The sequence below is a fragment of the Gluconobacter frateurii genome (assembly GCF_002723955.1).
In the GTDB taxonomy this organism is placed as follows: Bacteria; Pseudomonadota; Alphaproteobacteria; order Acetobacterales; family Acetobacteraceae; genus Gluconobacter; species Gluconobacter frateurii.
Window position 1 is genome coordinate 573,527 of sequence record NZ_BEWN01000002.1, and the last position, 19,928, is coordinate 593,454.

At 54.1% G+C, this 19,928-nt stretch carries 19 protein-coding genes; 9 read left to right on the top strand and 10 right to left on the bottom strand.

All coding sequences use genetic code 11. The annotated features are described in order from the left end of the window. Nucleotides 1-23 precede the first annotated feature (23 nt). Together GFR01_RS08060 and GFR01_RS08065 are read left to right on the top strand one after the other, a co-directional pair. Nucleotides 24-1,496: a circularly permuted type 2 ATP-grasp protein gene (locus GFR01_RS08060; protein WP_099182001.1), complete on the top strand. Its 1,473-nt coding sequence runs from the start codon at nt 24-26 to the stop codon at nt 1,494-1,496. Then, nucleotides 1,493-2,524: an alpha-E domain-containing protein gene (locus GFR01_RS08065; RefSeq protein WP_240284662.1), complete on the top strand. Its 1,032-nt coding sequence runs from the start codon at nt 1,493-1,495 to the stop codon at nt 2,522-2,524. The genes GFR01_RS08060 and GFR01_RS08065 overlap by 4 nt, the downstream gene beginning before the upstream one ends. Nucleotides 2,525-2,606: 82 nt before the next feature. On the opposite strand, the gene GFR01_RS15940 is transcribed toward GFR01_RS08065, so the two are convergent. The 3 genes from GFR01_RS15940 to GFR01_RS15950 all read right to left on the bottom strand — a co-directional run bounded on the left by GFR01_RS15940 (nt 2,607) and on the right by GFR01_RS15950 (nt 3,821). Next, complete coding sequence (locus tag GFR01_RS15940) at nt 2,607-2,981, bottom strand: glutathionylspermidine synthase family protein (protein WP_099182002.1); 375 nt, start codon at nt 2,979-2,981, stop codon at nt 2,607-2,609. 223 nt (nt 2,982-3,204) lie between these two features. Next, entirely contained in the window at nt 3,205-3,309 is a 105-nt protein-coding gene (locus GFR01_RS15945; RefSeq protein ID WP_369690387.1) for a hypothetical protein, read from the bottom strand. 152 nt (nt 3,310-3,461) lie between these two features. Further along, nucleotides 3,462-3,821 carry a hypothetical protein gene (locus GFR01_RS15950; protein ID WP_099182003.1) on the bottom strand — a complete coding sequence of 120 codons (360 nt, stop codon included), beginning with the start codon at nt 3,819-3,821 and terminating at the stop codon, nt 3,462-3,464. Between the two features lie 163 nt (nt 3,822-3,984). On the opposite strand from GFR01_RS15950, the gene pxpB reads away from it, so the two are divergent. The 4 genes from pxpB to GFR01_RS08095 all read left to right on the top strand — a co-directional run bounded on the left by pxpB (nt 3,985) and on the right by GFR01_RS08095 (nt 8,241). Then, nucleotides 3,985-4,686: a 5-oxoprolinase subunit PxpB gene (gene pxpB / locus GFR01_RS08080; protein WP_244902203.1), complete on the top strand. Its 702-nt coding sequence runs from the start codon at nt 3,985-3,987 to the stop codon at nt 4,684-4,686. Continuing rightward, the gene (locus GFR01_RS08085) at nt 4,683-5,675 is read left to right on the top strand and encodes a 5-oxoprolinase subunit C family protein (protein ID WP_099182004.1); all 993 of its coding nucleotides are present in this window, start codon (nt 4,683-4,685) and stop codon (nt 5,673-5,675) included. The genes pxpB and GFR01_RS08085 overlap by 4 nt, the downstream gene beginning before the upstream one ends. A 185-nt stretch (nt 5,676-5,860) precedes the next feature. Then, nucleotides 5,861-6,844, top strand: coding sequence for a DMT family transporter (locus GFR01_RS08090; RefSeq protein WP_099182139.1), 984 nt, complete (start codon nt 5,861-5,863; stop codon nt 6,842-6,844). A 134-nt stretch (nt 6,845-6,978) separates the two neighbouring features. After that, the gene (locus GFR01_RS08095) at nt 6,979-8,241 is read left to right on the top strand and encodes an MFS transporter (protein ID WP_099182140.1); all 1,263 of its coding nucleotides are present in this window, start codon (nt 6,979-6,981) and stop codon (nt 8,239-8,241) included. A gap of 49 nt (nt 8,242-8,290) precedes the next feature. Here GFR01_RS08095 and GFR01_RS08100 read toward each other — a convergent pair whose 3' ends face one another. Beyond that, entirely contained in the window at nt 8,291-9,493 is a 1,203-nt protein-coding gene (locus GFR01_RS08100) for a pyridoxal phosphate-dependent aminotransferase (protein ID WP_099182005.1), read from the bottom strand. A gap of 267 nt (nt 9,494-9,760) precedes the next feature. Here GFR01_RS08100 and GFR01_RS08105 point away from each other — a divergent pair, with 267 nt between their 5' ends. The 3 genes from GFR01_RS08105 (at nt 9,761) to GFR01_RS08115 (ending at nt 14,779) form a co-directional block, all read left to right on the top strand. Then, complete coding sequence (locus GFR01_RS08105) at nt 9,761-11,248, top strand: aspartate ammonia-lyase (protein ID WP_099182006.1); 1,488 nt, start codon at nt 9,761-9,763, stop codon at nt 11,246-11,248. Nucleotides 11,249-11,509: 261 nt separating this feature from the next. Further along, entirely contained in the window at nt 11,510-14,059 is a 2,550-nt protein-coding gene (locus tag GFR01_RS08110) for a TonB-dependent receptor plug domain-containing protein (RefSeq protein ID WP_244902204.1), read from the top strand. 27 nt (nt 14,060-14,086) lie between these two features. Next, nucleotides 14,087-14,779 carry an SDR family NAD(P)-dependent oxidoreductase gene (locus tag GFR01_RS08115; protein ID WP_099182008.1) on the top strand — a complete coding sequence of 231 codons (693 nt, stop codon included), beginning with the start codon at nt 14,087-14,089 and terminating at the stop codon, nt 14,777-14,779. Nucleotides 14,780-14,789: 10 nt separating this feature from the next. Here the strand turns inward: GFR01_RS08115 and GFR01_RS08120 are convergent, their stop codons facing one another. Genes GFR01_RS08120 through GFR01_RS08145 form a run of 6 tightly spaced genes read right to left on the bottom strand, consistent with a single transcriptional unit; the run spans nt 14,790 to nt 19,527 of the window. Then, on the bottom strand, nt 14,790-15,701 hold the full coding sequence (locus GFR01_RS08120; RefSeq protein WP_099182009.1) for a LysR substrate-binding domain-containing protein: 912 nt from the start codon (nt 15,699-15,701) through the stop codon (nt 14,790-14,792). A 5-nt stretch (nt 15,702-15,706) separates the two neighbouring features. After that, on the bottom strand, nt 15,707-16,474 hold the full coding sequence (locus GFR01_RS08125; RefSeq protein ID WP_099182010.1) for a LamB/YcsF family protein: 768 nt from the start codon (nt 16,472-16,474) through the stop codon (nt 15,707-15,709). A 35-nt stretch (nt 16,475-16,509) separates the two neighbouring features. Next, on the bottom strand, nt 16,510-16,962 hold the full coding sequence (locus GFR01_RS08130) for an acetyl-CoA carboxylase biotin carboxyl carrier protein (RefSeq protein WP_099182011.1): 453 nt from the start codon (nt 16,960-16,962) through the stop codon (nt 16,510-16,512). Beyond that, entirely contained in the window at nt 16,959-18,326 is a 1,368-nt protein-coding gene (gene accC / locus GFR01_RS08135) for an acetyl-CoA carboxylase biotin carboxylase subunit (protein WP_099182012.1), read from the bottom strand. Before accC ends, GFR01_RS08130 begins: the two co-directional genes overlap by 4 nt. Next, nucleotides 18,323-18,775 carry an acetyl-CoA carboxylase biotin carboxyl carrier protein gene (locus tag GFR01_RS08140; protein WP_099182013.1) on the bottom strand — a complete coding sequence of 151 codons (453 nt, stop codon included), beginning with the start codon at nt 18,773-18,775 and terminating at the stop codon, nt 18,323-18,325. Before GFR01_RS08140 ends, accC begins: the two co-directional genes overlap by 4 nt. Then, a complete protein-coding gene (locus GFR01_RS08145) occupies nt 18,772-19,527 on the bottom strand; it encodes an SDR family oxidoreductase (protein WP_099182014.1) in 756 nt (251 codons plus the stop codon). Before GFR01_RS08145 ends, GFR01_RS08140 begins: the two co-directional genes overlap by 4 nt. Nucleotides 19,528-19,928 lie beyond the last annotated feature (401 nt).

Genomic DNA, 19,928 nt, shown 5'->3' on the forward strand with positions numbered 1-19,928 from the left:
GGGTAAGGAAGCGGGGCACACAGATGAAGTCCAACGTCTTGCAATCCCAGGCCCAGGAAGCCGGTATTTTTTCTGCCTATCACCGGCCTGAATTCTTCTGCGAACTTATGAACCGTGGAGAAGAGCTTCCGGAAGCGCTTCGTCAGGTTCAGGAACGTTTGGCCCATTTTGACATCAAGGAGCTTAGACACCGGACTGCGAATGCTGAAACCCAGCTTTATCGGCTGGGGATTACGTTCACCGTTTATACGGACCGGGAGGCTATTGACCGTGTCCTGCCATTCGACGTCATTCCCCGTGTTCTAACGGCTGAGGAATGGGCGTTCATCGAGCGGGGTGTGCAGCAGCGCGTCAAGGCGATCAACATGTTCCTGTGGGACATTTACCATGATCGGAAGATCCTCCAGGACGGTCTGATTCCGGCTGATCTGGTTCTGAAAAACGCTAATTACTGTCAGGCGATGGTCGGCGTGGATGTGCCGGGCGGTGTTTATGTCCATATTAATGGAACGGATCTGATCCGGGATCGATGCGGGCGCTTTCTGGTTCTGGAAGACAATGCGAGAACCCCCTCGGGTGTGTCGTATGTGATCGAGAACCGTCACATGATGCTTCGGCTTATGCCGGATCTGGCATCCGGAATGCCGCTGCGGTCCGTTGAGGATTATGGATTGCGCCTGCATAGGGCTTTGTGTGATGTCGCCCCGGAAGGGGTGGAAAACCCACAGGTCGTTCTGCTGTCCCCGGGGATCTACAATTCCGCCTATTTCGAGCATGTGTTTCTGGCTCGGGAGATGGGTGTGCCTCTGGTGGAAGGGCGCGATCTTCTGGTGGAGAACCACCATGTCTATATGCGGACCGTCGCGGGTCTGCGGCCAGTGCATTCCATCTATCGCCGCATTGATGACGCCTTTCTGGACCCCTTGGCCTTTAATCCAGAGAGTCTTCTCGGCGTGCCGGGGCTGGTCGAGGCGTATCGGCGTGGGAATGTGACGATTGCCAATGCGCTGGGCACCGGCGTTGCGGACGACAAGGCTGTGTATGCCTATATGCCTCGGATTATCCGGTATTATCTCAATGAAGAGCCTATTCTGGGGAGTGTAGAGACGCATATTTGCGCTGAGCCGGAAGGGTTGGCTTTTACGCTTGCCAATCTCGAGAAGCTTGTCGTGAAGCCTGTGGGAGAGTCGGGCGGGTACGGACTGTTGATTGGTCCACATGCGACTGAAAGCGAGCTCGAAGATTTCAGGCAGCGTTTGCAGGACAATCCCTCAAATTATATCAGCCAACCAGTCATCGACCTGTCGGTGGCGCCCACTTTGTGTGATGCGGGCGTGGAAGCGCGGCATGTGGATTTGCGACCCTTCGCCCTGACCGGGAAATCGACCTGGGTTCTGCCTGGCGGGTTATCCCGCGTGGCGCTTCGGAAAGGCTCTCTGGTTGTAAATTCTTCTCAGGGCGGCGGTTCCAAGGATACGTGGGTGATGTCCGTATGACACAGCTTTCTCCAACCTCGACCGGCATGCTCTCCAACCTCAACACACTTCTGTCGCGCTATGCAGAGAGTATGATGTGGCTGGCTCGTTATATGGAGCGTATCGAAAACCTAGCCCGGCTGATTGAAGTTACGGAAGCGTTCGTCCGGGGACCTGATGGCAAAACCGTCTGGGAAACCATCGTTCAGATCAACTCCGATGAGGAGCGCTTTCAGGCACTGCATCCTGCTGCAACGGAACAGGATTACATCCAGTTTTACATCACGGATCTGGCCAATCCGAGTTCCATCAAAGGTATGGCGAGTGCGGTGCGCGAGAATGCCCGCTCTGCACGACCACTGATTTCCACCGAAATGTGGATGCATCTGAACGTCTTCACACGATGGGTTCTGGATCTTGATCCGTCAGATATTCGCCGAACCGGTCTTTCTGCGCTTTGCAACAGGATCAAGCAGGACTGTCAGACGCATACAGGCGTGACGGAAGGCACGCTATACCGCGATCAGGCGTGGCTGTTCTATCTTCTGGGGCGCCATCTGGAGCGCAGCGACCAGATCACGCGCCTGATTGACACACGGTACCATACGCTTCTGCCCTGCGAGGAAGAGGTCGGCTCGGAAATCGATACGACGCAGTGGGCATCTGTCCTGCGTTCGGCTGCGGCTTATCATGCGTTCCGCCGTTTGCAGCCTGTGACAACCACGCCCGCCAATGTTGTTGGGTTTCTGCTGAAAAACGAAGGTTTTCCAAGGTCTCTGGCGTTGAACCTCCGGCAGACTGATGCGGTGCTGGCGGCCCTGTCTGCGCATTACAATCTCCGCCGGCAGAATTATGCCATTCAGGAACGGTTGTCTGAACTCCGGGCCACTCTGGAAGATCAGACGGCCGAGGAGATCATCATTCGCGGGCTTCATGAATACATGCACTGGATTCAGGCGCAGATCGAGGCCATTCAGAGTGAAGCCGCGTCGGCCTATTGGCCTCCGATTGAAAAGCTTCATGTTCCTGAATGTTATGTGGAGCAATGACGGGGTAAACGTATGAGTAGGAACGGTGATAGCATCAAAGGTGTTCTCAGCCGCTCCTGACTCTCCGAAGAGTTTAACACCGTCACAACCATTTTCGATGGTCGCGCAAAATACGCGTCTTCCGAATGACATAGGGTACGAGTGGTGAAGTGTTCCGAACGATTGGATCAGGACTTTCCCGCATGATTAGGGCGGAGAAGCGGTCTCCTACGATCCACATACCAATGGACGCTGTTACATCGTCAATGCGGTGATCCGCGAATTCCTCAAAGACTTTAGGATAGCCGGCCGACAGTAGATTGGGATGTCCCGGATAGCATTTCCAGAGGGCGGGAAGGAGAGCCTTGTTGGAAAGCAGGGCCGCCCATTGCGGATTGAGAAAGGTGGAGCCGCAGTTTTGAAGGTGGCGTGCTTCTGGGGCCCGGAACATCCGTTCCCATGGGTGCATACGGGCCATGCTTCGGAGGATCCGCCCGCGGTGAAGGAGCTATCCCTGATGAGTAATATCCAGGTCTTTTCAGCTCGCAACGAACCGCATCCAGACCGGCCTGCTGCACCTGTTGCTTGTAACACACGGCATGCGTCGTATGCTCGCTGTTGTCGGGTAAGGGACAATATGAACCGTTTGGTTCGTCTTGCCTGCCGTAACTCCCGAAGGTGTTCGATAAGTGTCTGGACTTCTAACGAGGGTGGGCATGGGGCTGCCCTCTCTGCTGATGCCATGCGGTCTGCATGCGCGTGCTTTCTGGGAGGGTAGCAGGTGTATCAGCATTGTACTTGATCAGTTTGAGCTGACCTTTGCATCAGCCCAGATCAAATCTGCCAATTAAAAATGGATCCTGGCGCCTTCAGGAGTCTCGGACAATATCCTGCATCGGCTGTGGAATATGGTAACTCATTTAGTCCTTCAGAACGATGGATCGCGGCCGTTATGACTTCAAGGGAGCGTTGATGAAGTGCATCGGTGAGACGCCGGATCAGCGTCAGAGATGATGCACTGAATTCGTAGCAGACGCCTTCGCCAGTCGAAGCTGCCATCCGCATTTTTATAGTAGTGATATCCAGTCTGAGCGGCCGGAAGGAAAGCGACGGTGGATGCTAGACATGAGCAGATATTATTCGCCGCCACTGCCGGAATGTCCCCCAGCACTTTCGCCAAAACCTGCATGGCTGCCTGACTCTGCCTCAGCCCCACCTTGGGCTGAATGGGAGTCATCCGTGCCGCCTGAAGAGCGAGGGGAATAAAAGCTATGACCGCCCGAGCCTCCATGCAGGGAAGAAAAATACTGGCCGTCATAAGTTTGACCGATGACATAAGAAGGAAAAAAGATTTCGGTCACTTCAGAGACTTGTGGTTTTAGTTTTGAGATCAAATCAAACGATTGGTCCCAGAATTTCAGAATGTGGCCTGCCTCTCATTGCAGGCGAAAGCTCTGGATCGATAGGTTGGAGAACATTTCATGCTGCGAGACATGGCAGTAGAGCCAGGTGACGGTTCGATGGAACAGAAAACAGTTCCATCACTCAGCATGATTGGAACGCGCGCGATGCTGTTTGAAGCGCCCGGGGATTTTACACTTGCTCAGCAGCGCCGCATTTGGGCGCTCACGGAAGCATCTCGCGAGCGGCATGACGTTGCTGAAGTGATTGTCGGTGTAACCAACCTGATGCTGGTTTTCTCGCAGGCGCCTGAAGATCCGGAAATCGTAGCGGATTGGCTTCTGAAAGCGTGGGACATGCTGCCGGAACGCCATATCAAGGGCAGGCTTTTTGAAATCGGTGTGCAGTACGGTGGTGAACTCGGGGAAGACCTGTTTCACGTAGCAGAACATGCGTGTCTGTCTCGGGAAGAGGTTATTTCTCTTCATCATGGAGCTGAATATACGGTCTGTGCTTTGGGAAGCGTTCCGGGTTTCGGCTATCTTCACGGATTGGACCCGCGGATTGCGACGCCTCGAAAATCGGTACCGTCCCTGAACATGCTGGCCGGTACAGTTACCATTGGGGGAATGCAGGCCGGGATATCGGCTCTGACTGGGCCTAATGGATGGAATTCGATCGGCTTTACGGAAATATCGCTTTTTAATCCTGAAAGGAACTCTCCTTCCCTGTTCGCAATGGGGGACCGGATCAGGTTCTATCCGGAGAGTATTGATCTGTGATTACAGTTCTTCAGACGCCGCCCCAGAATACCGTTCAGGATCTCGGGCGTTTCGGATATCGGGAATTAGGTGTCGGGACCGCCGGGGCGATGGATGGTGTTGCGCTTCAGGCTGGCAATATCCTTCTGGGAAATCAGCATGGTGCAGCTGCGCTGGAGATCCAGACTTTTCCCTTTGTCGTCAGGTTTGACGAAGCGTGTTTTGTTACCGTCACGGGTGGGGACGCAAAACTGGATTTGTCCGGGCAATCTTTTCTTCCCTGGACCTTGAAGCGCGTTGAAGCAGGGCAGACCCTATCGGTCGGTCGTCCTGCTGTTGGTGCGCGTGTGTATCTCTGCGTGCAAGGAGGGATCGACGTTCCTGCAATCCTTGGGTCACGTAGTACGCAGTTGCGGGGTGGTTTCGGGGGATTTGAGGGACGTTTCCTTGAGCTCGGGGATGTTCTGAAAACAGGCGACGGGCCAATGAGGCATTCGCTTTACGGCGCTTTGCCACCGGGCCAGAGGCTTGAGCAACTGGATCCAGAAAAAGGCATCATCGGGCTGAGAGCTATTCCGGCGACGGACTATTTCCGGTTTCCAGAACATGCCCGTCATCGTTTCTGGAATACGGACTGGAAAATTTCTCCACAGAGCAACCGCACTGGGTATCGCCTGAAGGGTGAAAAGGTTCTTCCGGACAAAGCGGTCGAACTCCGATCCTATGGTGTGGTTCCCGGTATTATACAGGTTCCTCCTTCAGGCGAGCCGATTGTGCAAATGGCCGATGCCAATACGGCTGGAGGCTATCCCAGGATTGCATCGGTCATCGAGGCAGATCTCTGGAGGCTTGGTCAGGCACCGGTTGGAGCCAGAATAAGGTTTATCCCGTGTGATCACGCCGAGGGAATTGCTGCGATGAGGGCTGTCACGTCGTATCTGTGTGATCTTATGCAGGTCACAGGTTTATATCAGGGAGAGCGCAACACGCTCTCGCGGGCTATTTCCTGATGCCTTGAAATTTGTTTCCTAACCATAGAAAAACATTATGGTCAGGAAACAAATTCCTATGAGAGAACTGTCCATAATCATCTTACACTCTTAAAAACCTAAAAGGGATGTCTTTTGATAAAGATATTCCGGATAAATAACAAACCATGCTTGGGTGTGGAGATTATTCGGGAGTCTGGCCAGCCGTGCGGCATGATCTGAAACGAGGCGCACTTCTGCTTGCAACAGCAACGCTGTTCAGCGCCATGGTCAATGCTCTTCAAAAGCTGACGGGTGTTCGTCTTCCGGCGGTGGAAATCACGTTTTTCCGGAATTTTTTCTCACTTCCGTTTGTGCTGTTAATCGCGAGCAGAAGAGGGATGGTTCTCAAAACCAGGCATTTTGGCGGCCATGTCATTCGGTCTGCCATTGGCCTCACCGGAATGATCATGGTTGTTGTGGCAGTAACCCGGCTTCCGCTCGCAGAACAGCAGATACTATCCTACACGCAGCCTCTGTTTCTGGTTCTGCTCTCCATTCCCTTGCTGAATGAGAAACCCTCTTTGACGCACTGTATTGCGGTGCTTATTGGTTTCTGTGGCGTATTGTTTGTTGCATTGGGGAAAAATACAGCATCAGCCGTTCCGGGCGTTATCATTCCCCATTGGGTGTATCTGCTTGCCATCGCACAAGGCGCGGTCGGCGCGTTGACGGCCATGCAGATCCGGCAGCTTTCCGCCACGGAATCCAGCACGACAATTGCGATCTGGCAAGCCATTCTCATGACGCTTGCCACCTTGGTGGCGCTGCCGTTCATTTGGGTTTCTCCCGGAATAACGGACCTGCTTTGCCTTATCGCCGTTGGGGCATTTGCCGGGATTGCCCAGATCCTCCAGACGGAAGCCTTTGCTTCGGCTCAGGTCTCGGCCGTTGGGCCTTTTTCGTACACTGGTTTGCTTTGGGCGGCTCTGATTGGCTGGCTTGGCTTTGGTGAACTGCCGGGTGTGACGCTGTTGCTCGGTGGATGTCTGATTATTGGTTCGGGCGTGTGGATGTTGCGCGCTGATCGCAACAAGCAAACCAGACAGCTTGCCACCCCTTCCAGTGCGGCAGCCTTGAGTAGCCAGGATGCGCCGCTCGAGGCCAGTGAGCTTACGAACGAAAATCTGGAAAGGACGCCTTCGACCTGATGGAGGCACGCAGGGTTCTGCGATTTTTCAATGTCGAATGTCCTGACGGGATGCCCAATCCCTGACTGACAAGGAGAGCGGACATGTCTGAATTTGGAGTTGCAGGATCCGATGTTGAGGACGGCGCACCAGCCATGAAACTCTCCCGCATCAACGCGTCGTCACAGACGACATCGGCCGCTGCATATCGTTATGTCATGTTTGGATTCATCTTCCTCATGTACATGATCAGCTATGCAGATCGCGCTGCGTTATCCATCGCGTTACCCGCTTTGGGACAGGAATTTGGACTTGGGTCCGTACAGCTCGGCTGGATTTCATCGAGTTTTCTGTGGTCTTATTTTATTCTGAATTTACCCTCGTCCATTCTGCTCGATACTATCGGACCTCGCCTGACAGGGGTAATTGCGGTTGCGTTATGGTCGTCTGCCATGGTGTATGGCGGGACGGTTTCCACAATCCGTCAGTTCATTGCGTCCCGGGTATTCCTTGGAATTGGTGAAGCGCCCACTTTCGGTGTGGGCAGCAGTGTCGTGCGTGCGTGGGCTCTTCCCAAGGAGCGTGGATCGGTTCTCACGACACTTCTGACTGGCCAGCAGATCGGTCTGGCACTTGGCACGCTCGCAGGCGCGTTTCTTATCGTGCGTTTTGGATGGCGGTTCGAGTTTGCTGCTCTGGGGGCGATCGGTCTTCTCTGGGCGGCACTCTGGTGGTTTTTTTATAAAGACTCACCTTATAAGCCAGTCGCTGAGAAAAAAGGGCCGATCACCAGAGCACAGTTCTTTTCCCTTTTCAGATCTCGTTCATTCTATGCAGTTGTCATTACGCAATGTCTTGGTAATTACTTTAATTTCCTCGTAATGTCGTGGCTCCCGGTCTATTTCATCCATAAATTTCATCAGAATGTTTTTCAGTCCGGTGCGAAAAGCGCGGTCTGTTATGTGTCTGCTTCATTTGGTGCAATTCTTCTTGGGCGCTTTCTGGAAACCTCCGTTCTGCGGCGTAGAACCGAAATCCATGCACGTCGCATCATCGTCTGTACCTGCATGGTGCTGAGTGCGAGCGTAGGGCTCTTACCCTTCATGACCTCAATGTCTCTGACGCTCGTGGTTATGGGTGTTTGTCTCGCGGGAATGATTGCAGGCAGTGGGGCCAATACCGCTCTTCTTGCGGATCTTCTGGATGATGGCAGCAAGATTGGTACCGTGACGGGTCTGACGCTGACCTTCAGTAATCTGTCCGGACTATTTGCGCCAATTGTCACGGGGTATATCGTGGCTGGAACTGGCAGTTTTGATATCGCCTGGTTTGGCTGCTCCGGAGCTCTCGTAATTGCTGGCCTGACGTCACTGTTTATGGTCAGCGGGCCTATTCGGACGCTCTTCAACAAGGCATGAAAAAAGGGAGGAAGCTTACGCTTCCTCCCTTTTGCTGGAATGGCTTTTCTTAGCGTAGGCTTGCAACGAATTCCGCGATGCGGCGGCATCCTTCACGGAGCGTATCCGTGTCTGTCGCATAGGAAATGCGGAAGAACGGGCTGAGGCCATAAGCTGTACCCTGAACGGTTGCGACCTGTTTTTCCTCAAGCAGAGCCATGACAAAATCGGTGTCGGTATCAATCGTTCTGCCGCTGGTCGTCTGCTTGCCAATGCAGTCCGTAATATCTGGATAGACATAAAACGCGCCCCGAGGCGTATGACATTTGATGCCCGGAATGTCGTTTAGAAGACCGACAACAAGGTCACGGCGCTTCTGGTATTCTGCTGCGCGGTCTTTCAGAAAATCCTGAGGACCTGTCAGCGCGGCTACGGCCGCAGCCTGTGCGATGGTATTGATTCCGCTGGTAGCCTGACCCTGCATGTTGTTCATGGCTGCAACGAGGTTCCGTGGACCGCCACAATAGCCGACACGCCAGCCCGTCATGGCATAACTCTTCGAGACACCATTAACCGTCAGGACACGGTCTTTCAGGCGGGGTTCGACTTCTGCCAAGGTGTAAAACTTGAAGTCATCATAAACAAGATGTTCGTAGATGTCGTCAGTCATGATCCACACCTGCGGGTGCTTCAGCATGATCCGGGCAATACTTTCCAGGTCTTCCTTGGAAGCGCATGTCCCGGTGGGGTTGTTGGGGAAGTTCAGGGCCAGCCACTTGGTTTTCGGGGTGATGGCCGCCTCTAGATCTTCAGGGGCCAGACGGAAGCCGTTTTCCGGACGACACGGAACCTGAACGACCTTTGCGCCTCCCAGTCGGGCGAGGTCAGCATAGCTGATCCAGTAGGGGGTCGGGAGGATGACTTCGTCGCCCGGATTGCAAGTCGCCATCATGGCGTTGAAAATAATCTGCTTGGCACCATTTGCGACGAGAATTTCGTCCAGATCGTAATGCAGATTGTTTTCACGCAGGAATTTTTCCTGGATCGCTTTTCTCAGCGCGGGCTTGCCATTTTGGGGCGGATATTTGGTATCCCCGCTTCGGGCAGCTTCAATCGCCGCTTCAATGACATGGTCCGGGGTTGGAAAATCAGGTTCTCCGGAGGAAAGTCCTACGATTTTCAGTCCCTGCGATCGTAGTTCCGAAGCCTTGTCGGTCATTGCCGCTGAAGCGGAAACGGAGATTCCGTTCAGTCTGTCTGCGAAGCCGGGCATCCATTTTTACTCCAATGGGTGAATGGTCAAACAAACCTGGATTCCTGTTCTAGAGGCTTTGCGGAACAATTTGATACCAACGAAAATCCTTTGCCCCTATCCAATAAAGATATGAGCGCAATATCCGATCTGGATATTACGGTTCCGGCACGGTTTATGTCAGAGGAAGCCCTGAATTAGCTCACCTGTCATGATCCGCGCCAGCCAGTTCCTGAACACGGAGTCTGCGAGGCGTTTCAACATAAGATATAACCGGAAAAAGCAGGCATGGATAATGCGGTGAATGACGGGCTGAAACGTCCGGTATATGACGATGCTACTGGCTCTCACGAAGATTTCCGCCCTGAAAAAGATCTTCTGGGCTTTCGGAAGATTCCGCAGAATGTCCGCTGGGGTATTCATACTGCGCGGGCTCAGGATAATTTTCCGATTAGTGGCATTCCCATTGGAGCCAGTCCGTTTCTTGTGAAGGGAATGGTTCTCGTCAAACAGGCCGCGGCGAGGACGAATTTCAGGCTTGGGACGCTGGAAACGTGGCGAGCGGACGCGATTGACAAGGCCTGTCAGAATATTCTGGATAACCAAGTTCTTCATGAAGAATTTGTCGTTGACGTCATGCAGGGTGGGGCGGGGACCTCCACCAATATGAATGTCAACGAGGTCATAGCAAATGTGGCGCTTGATCTATTGGGGAAAGCGCACGGTGATTACACCGTTTTGCATCCGAACGACCACGTGAACATGATGCAGTCTACAAATGATTCCTATCCAACCGGATTACGTGTCGCTGTTCTTCTGGCGCTGGAACCGCTGTTGGAGACACTCATGGATCTGGCGAAAAGCCTGCGAGCTAAAAGTGCTGAATTCAGGGATGTTCTGAAGCTCGGACGGACGCAGTTGCGGGATGCTGTACCCATGACGCTCGGACAGGAATTCGGGGCCTTCAGTACCATGATACAGTCCGAAATTGCCAACCTGAAAAATGTGTCTGGGCAGTTGCTGGCGATCAATCTGGGAGGCACGGCAATCGGGACAGGTATTACGGCACATCCGGACTTCGGGGCATTCGCAACGCAGGAGTTGCGGCGATTAACCGGCTATGAATTTGAAAGAGCTCCGGATCTGGTGGAGGCGACGTCTGATGTTGGTGCTTTTGTCAGCTTCTCGGGGGCGCTTAAAAGGCTATCCCTGAAACTCTCGAAAATAGCGGGAGATCTTCGTCTTCTGTCCAGCGGCCCATGGGCGGGATTTGGAGAGATCTCTCTTCCCGCTGTGCAGGCTGGGTCTTCCATTATGCCTGGGAAGGTGAATCCGGTTATTCCGGAGGCAATTAACCAGGTGGCCTATCTTGTCTGTGGGCATGATTTGACCGTCACTATGTGTGCGGAGGGGGGTCAGCTTCAGTTGAATCCATTCGAGCCCATGATTGCTCATTGTCTTTTCTCCTCAATGCACTGCCTCACCAATGCTGTGACGGTTCTGACCACGCGGTGTGTGGATGGCATTGAAGCTGAGTGGGAGCGTTGCCGATCCTATATCGAAGGAAGTGCCAGTATCATTACGGCGTTGGTACCTCGGCTCGGGTACGAAGTGTGCTCCAGGCTCGCGAAGCGAGCGTTGGTTGAGAAAAGAAAAATCCTCGATCTTCTTCTGGAAGAGAGTCTGCTTCCCTCCGAGGAACTGGCGGAACTGCTACGTCCGGAGCTTCTGACAGGTGCGGCTTCGGGTGTCTCGGTGGAAAGACCGCAGTCATAGTTCGTGACGATGGGTCGAGATGAAAACAATATTGGCGATCACCTTTACGAATACGCAACAATAATGAAAAGGCACCGGTCTGGCTGAGGAAGCGCCATTTCATGATCCTCAGTCAACGCTGGTTGGCACACGCCACGGAACTGCATCCGGGAGACTTTCCCGGATGCATTGCTCCGGCAGACCCCCGCTGTGTTTACCGCCCGGTTCCAGGTGTTATCGCCTGTAGAGATGGAGTAGCCGCCGATGAAAAAGCGCTTTCATATGACTGAGAAAAAACTGCTGCTGTGTACGACCCTGTGCCTGTTCGGTTTTTCTACCAGTGAAGCAGTCTCAGCAACGACGACGGCTACAACCAAACATACGGACAAGGCAGTCAAAGCCGCCAAGCCTGCCGCTCCTTCGAAGAAGTCGGCAATTCACGATCTTGAAGACCATCGGAGCGAACAGATCAGTGTGACGGTAGGGCGTCGTGTGGGCCGATCGGTTCTATCCCCATCTACTCCGGCACACAGTACCACGCAGGTCACGGTGGTCAGCGGCAGCCAACTTGCGGCAACTGGTCAGAGCAACCTGATGCAGGCACTCTCACAGCTTTCTCCATCCGTTACATCTCCACCAATGCCGGGCGGCGGTAATAACGGCTTTACACAAACCATGCAGCTTCGTGGGCTGTCTGCTGATCAGACGCTGATCCTCGTCAACGGTCACAGACGGCATATTGGTGCGAACTTCAATGCTCTTGTTGGACCGCAATGGGGATCTGAACCGGCTGATATTGCTCTTATTCCCATCAGCGCAGTTGATCATGTGGAAGTCATCACCGAAGGTGCAACGGCGCTGTATGGTCAGGATGCGATGGCAGGTGCCGTCAACATCGTTCTGAAATCAGCGACTCACGGCGGCTCCATCAATTTCAAGAACAGTGGCTTCTATGCTGGAGACGGGCAGAATATTGACGGTTCCGCCAATCTTGCTTTCGCCTTGGGAAAACAGGGTGGTTATCTGGATCTCGCAGCGCAGGTCATGCATCAGCTTCCGGCGTCCCGGAACGGTGACTACATCAACCCAAGTCGCTATCCGAACGATTTCTACTATGCGTTGCCCAACGGGAGCGTCGATCCCCGTTCAAATCGAAGCCGTGATGTTCAGAGATCGAACTCGCTTTCCAAGCGCACGATGGAAACGCTGTCAGCCAATATGAGTGTTCCGTTGACGGAACATATTGACCTCTATTCAACATCGACGTACGCGCACCGCAAAGTTTCAGTGGGGCAGACCTATCGTTCAGCAGCTGATGATCTGACGGTTACTTCCCTCTGGCCGGACGGGATGCAGCCTTATTATGACATGACTGAAAACGACTTTGAGGTCGATAATGGCTTCAAAGGCCATACATTCGGCTTTTCCTGGGACACTTATGTCAATTACGGTAAAGACCTTCAGTCTTATGACATGCGTGATACGGACAATGCGTCTTACGGGGATGCCAGCAAAACCAAGTTCTATACGGGTTCAGCTACTGCAAGCCAGTTGACGGCAGGTTTCCGGGCATCCCGTAATTTCGATGTTGGTTTCCTGCCTAAGCCTGTCAATCTGGAGTTCGGAGCAGAATATCGCCGCGATACTTTCACTCTTGGTGCAGGTGAATATGAGTCCTATGCAAGTGGTGGAGTGCCGATTCTCACGGGGCCAGATGCAGGAATGACGGCGACACCCGGTGCAGCGACCCATGCCGGTAATCCCGCTTCTGTGGCGGGGAAATACACCCGGGATGTTTATGACGGACACGTCAATCTGGATTTCTTCGTGACCCGGAAATGGGAATGGACCCTTGGCGGTCGGACGGTAGCCTATCACAACTATCCTGTTGTCACGACTGGCGCCATCGGAACGCGTTACAACTTCAACAAGAAGTGGGCGATCCGCGCCAATATCAACACCGGCTACCGTCCGCCAACGCTTGGCCAGACCTATTATTACTACAGCTCTCCAAGCGCCACCTACTCCACTTTGTCGCTGCCAAATAACAGTCCCGCAGCCCGCGCCTTGGGGGCAGGGCCTCTCAAGGGTGAATATTCCCGCAGCTACAGCATCGGTGTCGATGCCACTCCGATTACCAACATGCACCTCACCGGTAATCTGTATTACATCGCCATCAATGATCGGCTGGCCAGCACGCCAACCCTTGGCGGAACTTATGTTTCAAACACGCTGGCGGCGTATAATATGGGCAATGCAACTTACGCATCCTACTATGCAAACCCGGTCAACACGAATACCTGGGGCGGTGATCTGGCTCTGGATTACACATGGCGTACACAAGGATACGGGACATTCCGTTTTGGAATCGGTATCAACTTTTCCGACAATGAAATCCGTAGCTACAACAAGACCCCTGCCGTTCTTAAAGCCAATAACATTCCCTACTTCAATTCCTATGCGGTGGCGGAACTGCTTCATGCGTCACCCAAGAACCGTGAAAATCTGACCGTCAACTGGACAAAGGGCAAATGGTCCGCGAAGGTTGAGGAGTTGCGTTATGGTTCTTCTGTCTTCATTGCCGCTCCCAGCCTGCCTACCAACCTGTGGACGGTGCAGAATCCGGCGATCATCACGAATCTTGAAGTCGGTTATAAGATCGTTCCCTGGTGGAATGTCACAATCGGTGCCAACAATGTGGGTAATAAGTATCCGACCCGTGTGAAAGCGGCGTCCACTGCTTCCAGCTTCAATATGTACAAATATGCCGCATTCTCTCCGTACGGATATTTCGGTGGTATGTACTATGTCTCAACGTCCATGAATTTCTGAATAAATCATAAGTGGAAGGAAGTTGAGATGCTTGCAATATCCGGGCGTGTCATCATGGTTTCGGGGGCGTCCCGAGGAATTGGCGCCGCCGTATGTGCTCGTCTTCTCGAGGCCGGGTTCAAAGTTTCAGGGGGGATGCGCTCACCTGAAACCGCGCTGACGCATCCTAACTTCTTTCCATGCACCTACGACGCGGGATCGCTTGAAGCCGCGTCAGGCTGGGTGCAGGCCACGGTTCAGCATTTCGGCAGGATTGATGCGGTCGTCAATATTGCCGGGATCAACCCTCGCGTCACTGTTGAGCATGGGGATGAAGAAAAGCTTGATCAGATGTGGCGGGTGAACGTGAAAGGCCCTCTACGGCTTGTTCGTGCAGCACTTCCTCATCTGAAATCCAGCGGCACAGGGCGTGTTATAAATCTCGCCTCCCTGGCGGGAAAACGCGTGGGGACAAATGTCGGATATGCGATGACGAAGTTTGCGCTTGTCGCTCTGACCCATGGTATCAGGCAGGAATTCTGGAACGATGGCATCCGTGCCTGTGCTGTGTGTCCTGGTTACGTCGCCACTGACATGACGGCTCATGAAACGGAAGTGGCCGCGCCGGATATGACGCAGCCCGAAGATCTGGCGGAAATTGTTGAGACTGTCCTGCGCCTGCCAAATTCAGCATCCCTGTCAGAAATTCTGGTCAACTGCCGCAAGGAAGGAATGTTGTAGAGCGCGTGAATTAGGTGGCTGATGCACCGTGCAGGTTCATTGTCTCTTCCCTCAGGATCTCGATAACGGCGGTCGCTGCGACAGAGTGCGTGGCTTCGTCCTTCAGGCACAGGGAAATCGGCGCAATGATCTCTGGTTCCGTCAAGGCGCGGACCGTAACAGGAAATACGCGTTGCAATTCGAGCGCCACGGGAAAGGGCAGAATCGTGATGCCTAATCCTTCGGCGAGGGCTTCGCCCAGTGTCGAAAGGGATTCAAGCTCCGCAATGATGTGTGGGCTGAAACCACTTTCGCGGCATGCCTTTTCAATGCGAGCGCGGGGATAGGTTGAACGGACGGGGAGGAACATCTCTCTGTCCGCGAGTGCGGCCAGAGGAATGACGTCATTCCCTACAGGGAAAAATTCTTCCAGCCCGACAACACACCACCGTTCTGTCGCTATTGTCTCAAAAGACAGCCCTCTGATTGGACCGACATCGTAAAGAACGGCGACGTGCATCGCGTCTTTCATGATGAGTTCTGTCAGAGCAGGGCCAAAATGTTCCCTGATATGCAGGATGACATTGGGATATTTTTCCCGAACCTTTCTCAGGAGAGGAAGGGCGAGGGACGTTGCGCTACTGGACGGAGCCAGCCCGACGCAGACCTCACCTGAAACAACAAGTTCCGGTTGAGAAACGCTCCGGCGGGCCTCGGCCTCCTGACGGAGCATGATGTGGGCGTGATGATACAAGGCGCGTCCGGCGGGGGTGAGGCTAACGCCTCGCGGACTGCGGATAAGAAGCTTCTGCCGAAACTCCCCCTCCAGTGCGACCATCTGCTGGCTTAAGGCCGGTTGCGCGATGTGCAGCAGACTGGCCGCACGCGTCACGCTTCCAACGTCCACAACCTTGATGAATGCCGCGAGACGCCTTGTGTCCATGGAGATCAGCCTAGCAGAACATGGGCAGGAACAATTTCACCGCCGCCACTTTCGATCTCTGACCTTATGACACGGGCCAGATCTACGGAACCAGGTGTATCGCTGTGAACGAGAATGGAGGAAGCTTCGATCCGGCGGGTCTCGCCCTCGATCGTCTTGACGGTGCCACTATCCAGAAATTGACGAACCCTGTCCCGCAGTTGCGCATGATCGTGGATGACCGCGCCTTCGCGTCCGCGTGGAACCAGATTGCCTTTCAAATCATAAGCCCGGTCGGCCAGAAAGATTGGCAGAACCCGCAGACCTGCTTTTTCTGCTGCGCGGCCAACAGGTTGATCCGGCATGGAGAAGAAGATCAGGTTACGATCCATGGTGGCAATGACTTTGGCAAGCCGCTCGGCGAGGGCTTCGTCTGCATTGATCGCATTTCCAAAAGCCGCGTGGTACGACACATGCGTAACGCGGGCACCGTATCGGGACGCAACGCCCTGCAGGGCTCCGATCTGGTAGGCCAGAATGGCTTCCATTTCCTTGGGCGAAAGCTGCATGAAGCGGCGGCCAAAACCGCTCAGGTCCGGAAAGCCGGGGTGCGCCCCAATGCCGACACCTCGCTCAATGGCCATGCGGACGGTGTGGTCCATGATCGATGGGTCGCCGGCATGAAAGCCGCATGCAATGTTTGCGGAGGAAATGACGTCCAGAAGACCGTCGTCATCGGCCACTTTCCACCGGCCATATCCTTCACCGAGGTCCGAGTTCAGGTCGATCTTCATTCATTCCTCCTGGGTGTGTTTCTGGCGCGTTTTGTTCAGTCGTGCGTAGGGGTGAGTGTAAGAATGGTTGTCCCATAGCCGGTCAGATCGCCGTTCTGTGTCAGAACCTCTGCTACCGTTCCGGCGCAGGGTGCCGTAACGCTGATCTGCATGGGGCCAATCGAGAGTAGAGCCACGGTGTCGCCAGCGTTTATGGAACTACCTACAGGGGCCAGTGGCTCATTCTGCATAGGGCGCAACAGGGACAGAACACCAAAATAGGGGCTTTTTACAGCGACAGTGTCATCTTGTTTGGGAGCTGTCTCAGGAATTTGGACCGCTGCGGGCTCGGATGCGGTGATAGGGCTCAGAACGATTTTGAAGGACCGCTCTTCAGCCGTTACTTCCAGACTATCCAGGCCCGCATTTCGGAGCCAACCGATGATCTGCGCTGTTTCATCCGCAGTCGGGATCTGGAACAAAGCGAAGTCATTTTGCAAAGATGTCATGGTTCTTCGCGTATCCTGAGCCAGTTCTCCAGGAAGTGGATGTCGACGCTGCCCTCACGAAAGGCAGGGTCGGCAACAATATCCTGATGAAGGGAAAGGTTTGTCGTCACGCCCTCGACGCGCATTTCGGCAAGAGCAATTTCCAGACGGGCAAGAGCTTCTTCACGCGTTTCACCATGCACAATGATCTTCCCGATCATTGAGTCATAGTGAGGGGGAATGGTGTAGCCAGCTGTGACATGCGTATCGATGCGTACACCTGGGCCGCCGGGGAGATCCCATCTTGAAATACAGCCTGGAGAGGGGCGGAATGTCTTTGGGTCTTCCGCATTGATGCGACATTCAAACGCATGTCCGCGTGTCACGATGTCCTGCTGACGCAAATTCAGCTTTGCGCCGTGTGCGATACGAAGCTGCTCGCGGACAATGTCGATACCGGTCGTTTCTTCGGTAATCGGATGCTCTACCTGAACGCGCGTGTTCATTTCGATAAAGGCAAAGAGACCGTCTTCGTACAGGAACTCGAACGTCCCAGCGCCGCGATAGCCGATCCGATGACAGGCTTCGGCGCAGAGCGTTCCGATGCGGGCGATGTCTTCTGCCGGTATGTCACAGGGGGGCGCTTCTTCCAGAACTTTCTGATGACGTCGCTGGAGGGAACAATCCCGGGCGCCAAGCCATAATGCTGTTCCGTGCGTATCGCAGAGCACCTGGATCTCGATATGCCGCGGCTTTTGCATGAATTTTTCGAGGTAAAGGGTTCCGTTCCCGAAAGCCTGCCGCGCCTCATGCGCTGTCAGGCTGACGGCTTCGGCCAGTTCTTCCGTAGACCAGACAACGCGCATGCCTTTGCCACCACCGCCGCCGGTCGCTTTCACAATGACTGGGTAGCCTACGGAATCCGCAATGGTTGCAACGTCTTCAATTCTCTCGGGGAGGGAGCCGTCAGATCCGGGAACGCACGGTACGCCAGCTTCCAGCATGGCCTGCTTGGCGGAAATCTTGTCACCCATAATACGGATGGATTGCGCTGTCGGGCCTACGAAAATCAGCCCGACAGCTTCCACAGCTTCTGCAAAATCTGCATTCTCGGATAAAAAGCCGTAGCCGGGATGAATGGCGGTCGCGCCCGTCACCCGCGCGGCTAGCAGAAGCCGTTGCGGATCAAGGTAGCTTTTTGCTGCTGATGCCGGTCCAATGCAAAGCGCGATATCCGCTTCCTGAACATGGCGGCTCTCACGGTCAGCTTCTGAAAAGACCGCAACCGTTTCAAGTTTCAGGGCTCGGCACGCACGCTGGATGCGCAGGGCGATTTCACCGCGATTGGCAATCAGAACGCGGCCTGTGATCTGGGGCGCGGTCATTGAAGGCGCAGGAGAGGGGCGCCAGCCTCCACTTCCTCTCCATCTGAAGCGAGCAATGCCATGACCGTGCCTGAGGCGTCTGCCTCAATGGCACTAAAGACTTTCATTGATTCCATGAGGCCGACCTGCTGCCCTTTTTCTACTTTGTCTCCCACAGTGACAAAAGGGGGAGACCCAGGGGCTGGGCGTTGATGGAAAATGCCGTATGCCGGTGCGGAAACGATATGTTCGGACGGACGGACCTCTTCCACAATCGGGGAAGAGGGGGCTGGTATGGCCTGAATGGCCGTCGGGCTCTGGTCCTGTGGAAGGGGAGCGGACGGCACGGCAACGGCTGGACTGCGGGAAAGGCGGATGTAAATTTCGCCCTCTCTCAACTCCATCTCCGTAACGCCGGAGCGGCCGGCAAGCTCAATCGCCTCCCGGATACGGTCCATCCATGACATCATTCTTTTGGTGTCGTTCTTTTGGCGAAGTTCAGACCGCCCACGACCTGTGTGGTGGGCAGGACCTCCATGAAGCTGACATTCATGCGCTGCGGTGCCGTAACGGCGAAGGTAACGGAATTTGCGATGTCGATCGGGAGCAGGGAGTCGTATTCATCAAAGAACCGACGCTTGGCTTCTTCCATATTGCCGATCAAACGACCGAAGACTTCCGTTTCCACTCGGGCCGGGGAAATCTCGGTGACGCGGATATGAGATCCGTACAGGTCACAGCGGAGCTGTTGGGACAGGGAATGCACGCCTGCCTTGGTCGCGTGATAGACGGTATTGCCCCCCGCAAACGCATAATGGCCAGCGATGGAGCTGATGTTGACGATATGGCCGCGATCGCGCTCGACCATGCCCGGTACAATCAGGTGCGTGAGTTGTAGAACTGCACGCAGATTGACGTCTACCAGACTGTCAATGTCTTCACGGGTTGTTTTTGCGATATTGCCACTCCGGGACTGGCCTGCGTTGTTCACGAGAACGTCGAAAGGAATTTCCTGCGTGAGCTGCTTAAGCGCATCGTAGTCCTCAACACTGATTGCATGAGGAATACATCCCGTTTTCTCGGCCAGTTCAGCAAGGCGCCCTGCATCGCGTGCGATCGCATGAACTTCCAGGCCGCTTTCCCGAAGACGTGCGACAATAGAGGCTCCGATGCCGGAGGAGGCTCCTGTGACAAGTGCTGTACGGTAAGGAAATTCACTCATGATTGGCTGCCATCTGTTGCGGAGGAAGAGCTAGCTGCTCTTTCATTCAAGCGTATCAATGTGTCTCGAAAAACATGATAGTTCCGTAACAAAACCCGATCCAACAGAACTTCGGTCTTGGGTCATAAGAATATGTTATGTCCGGTTTTGTGAATGCCCAAAGGTTAAATTTTTTTTATCACAAGGTCTTAAAAACGCTGGACCTGGGTGACACTTTTTGTCACAGTGGCGATTGTCTGGTTAAAAATGGCAGGTAAATGTCATGGTTTGGATCAGGCAGGGAAGAAACTCATCTGACTATCTTAGGCCAGCCGAGAAGACATGAAGCCCTTACTCCTCGTGCCACGACCATCAAGCAACGGCAGCTTCGCTTCGAAAACTGAGTCTGGTTTTAAGTCTCA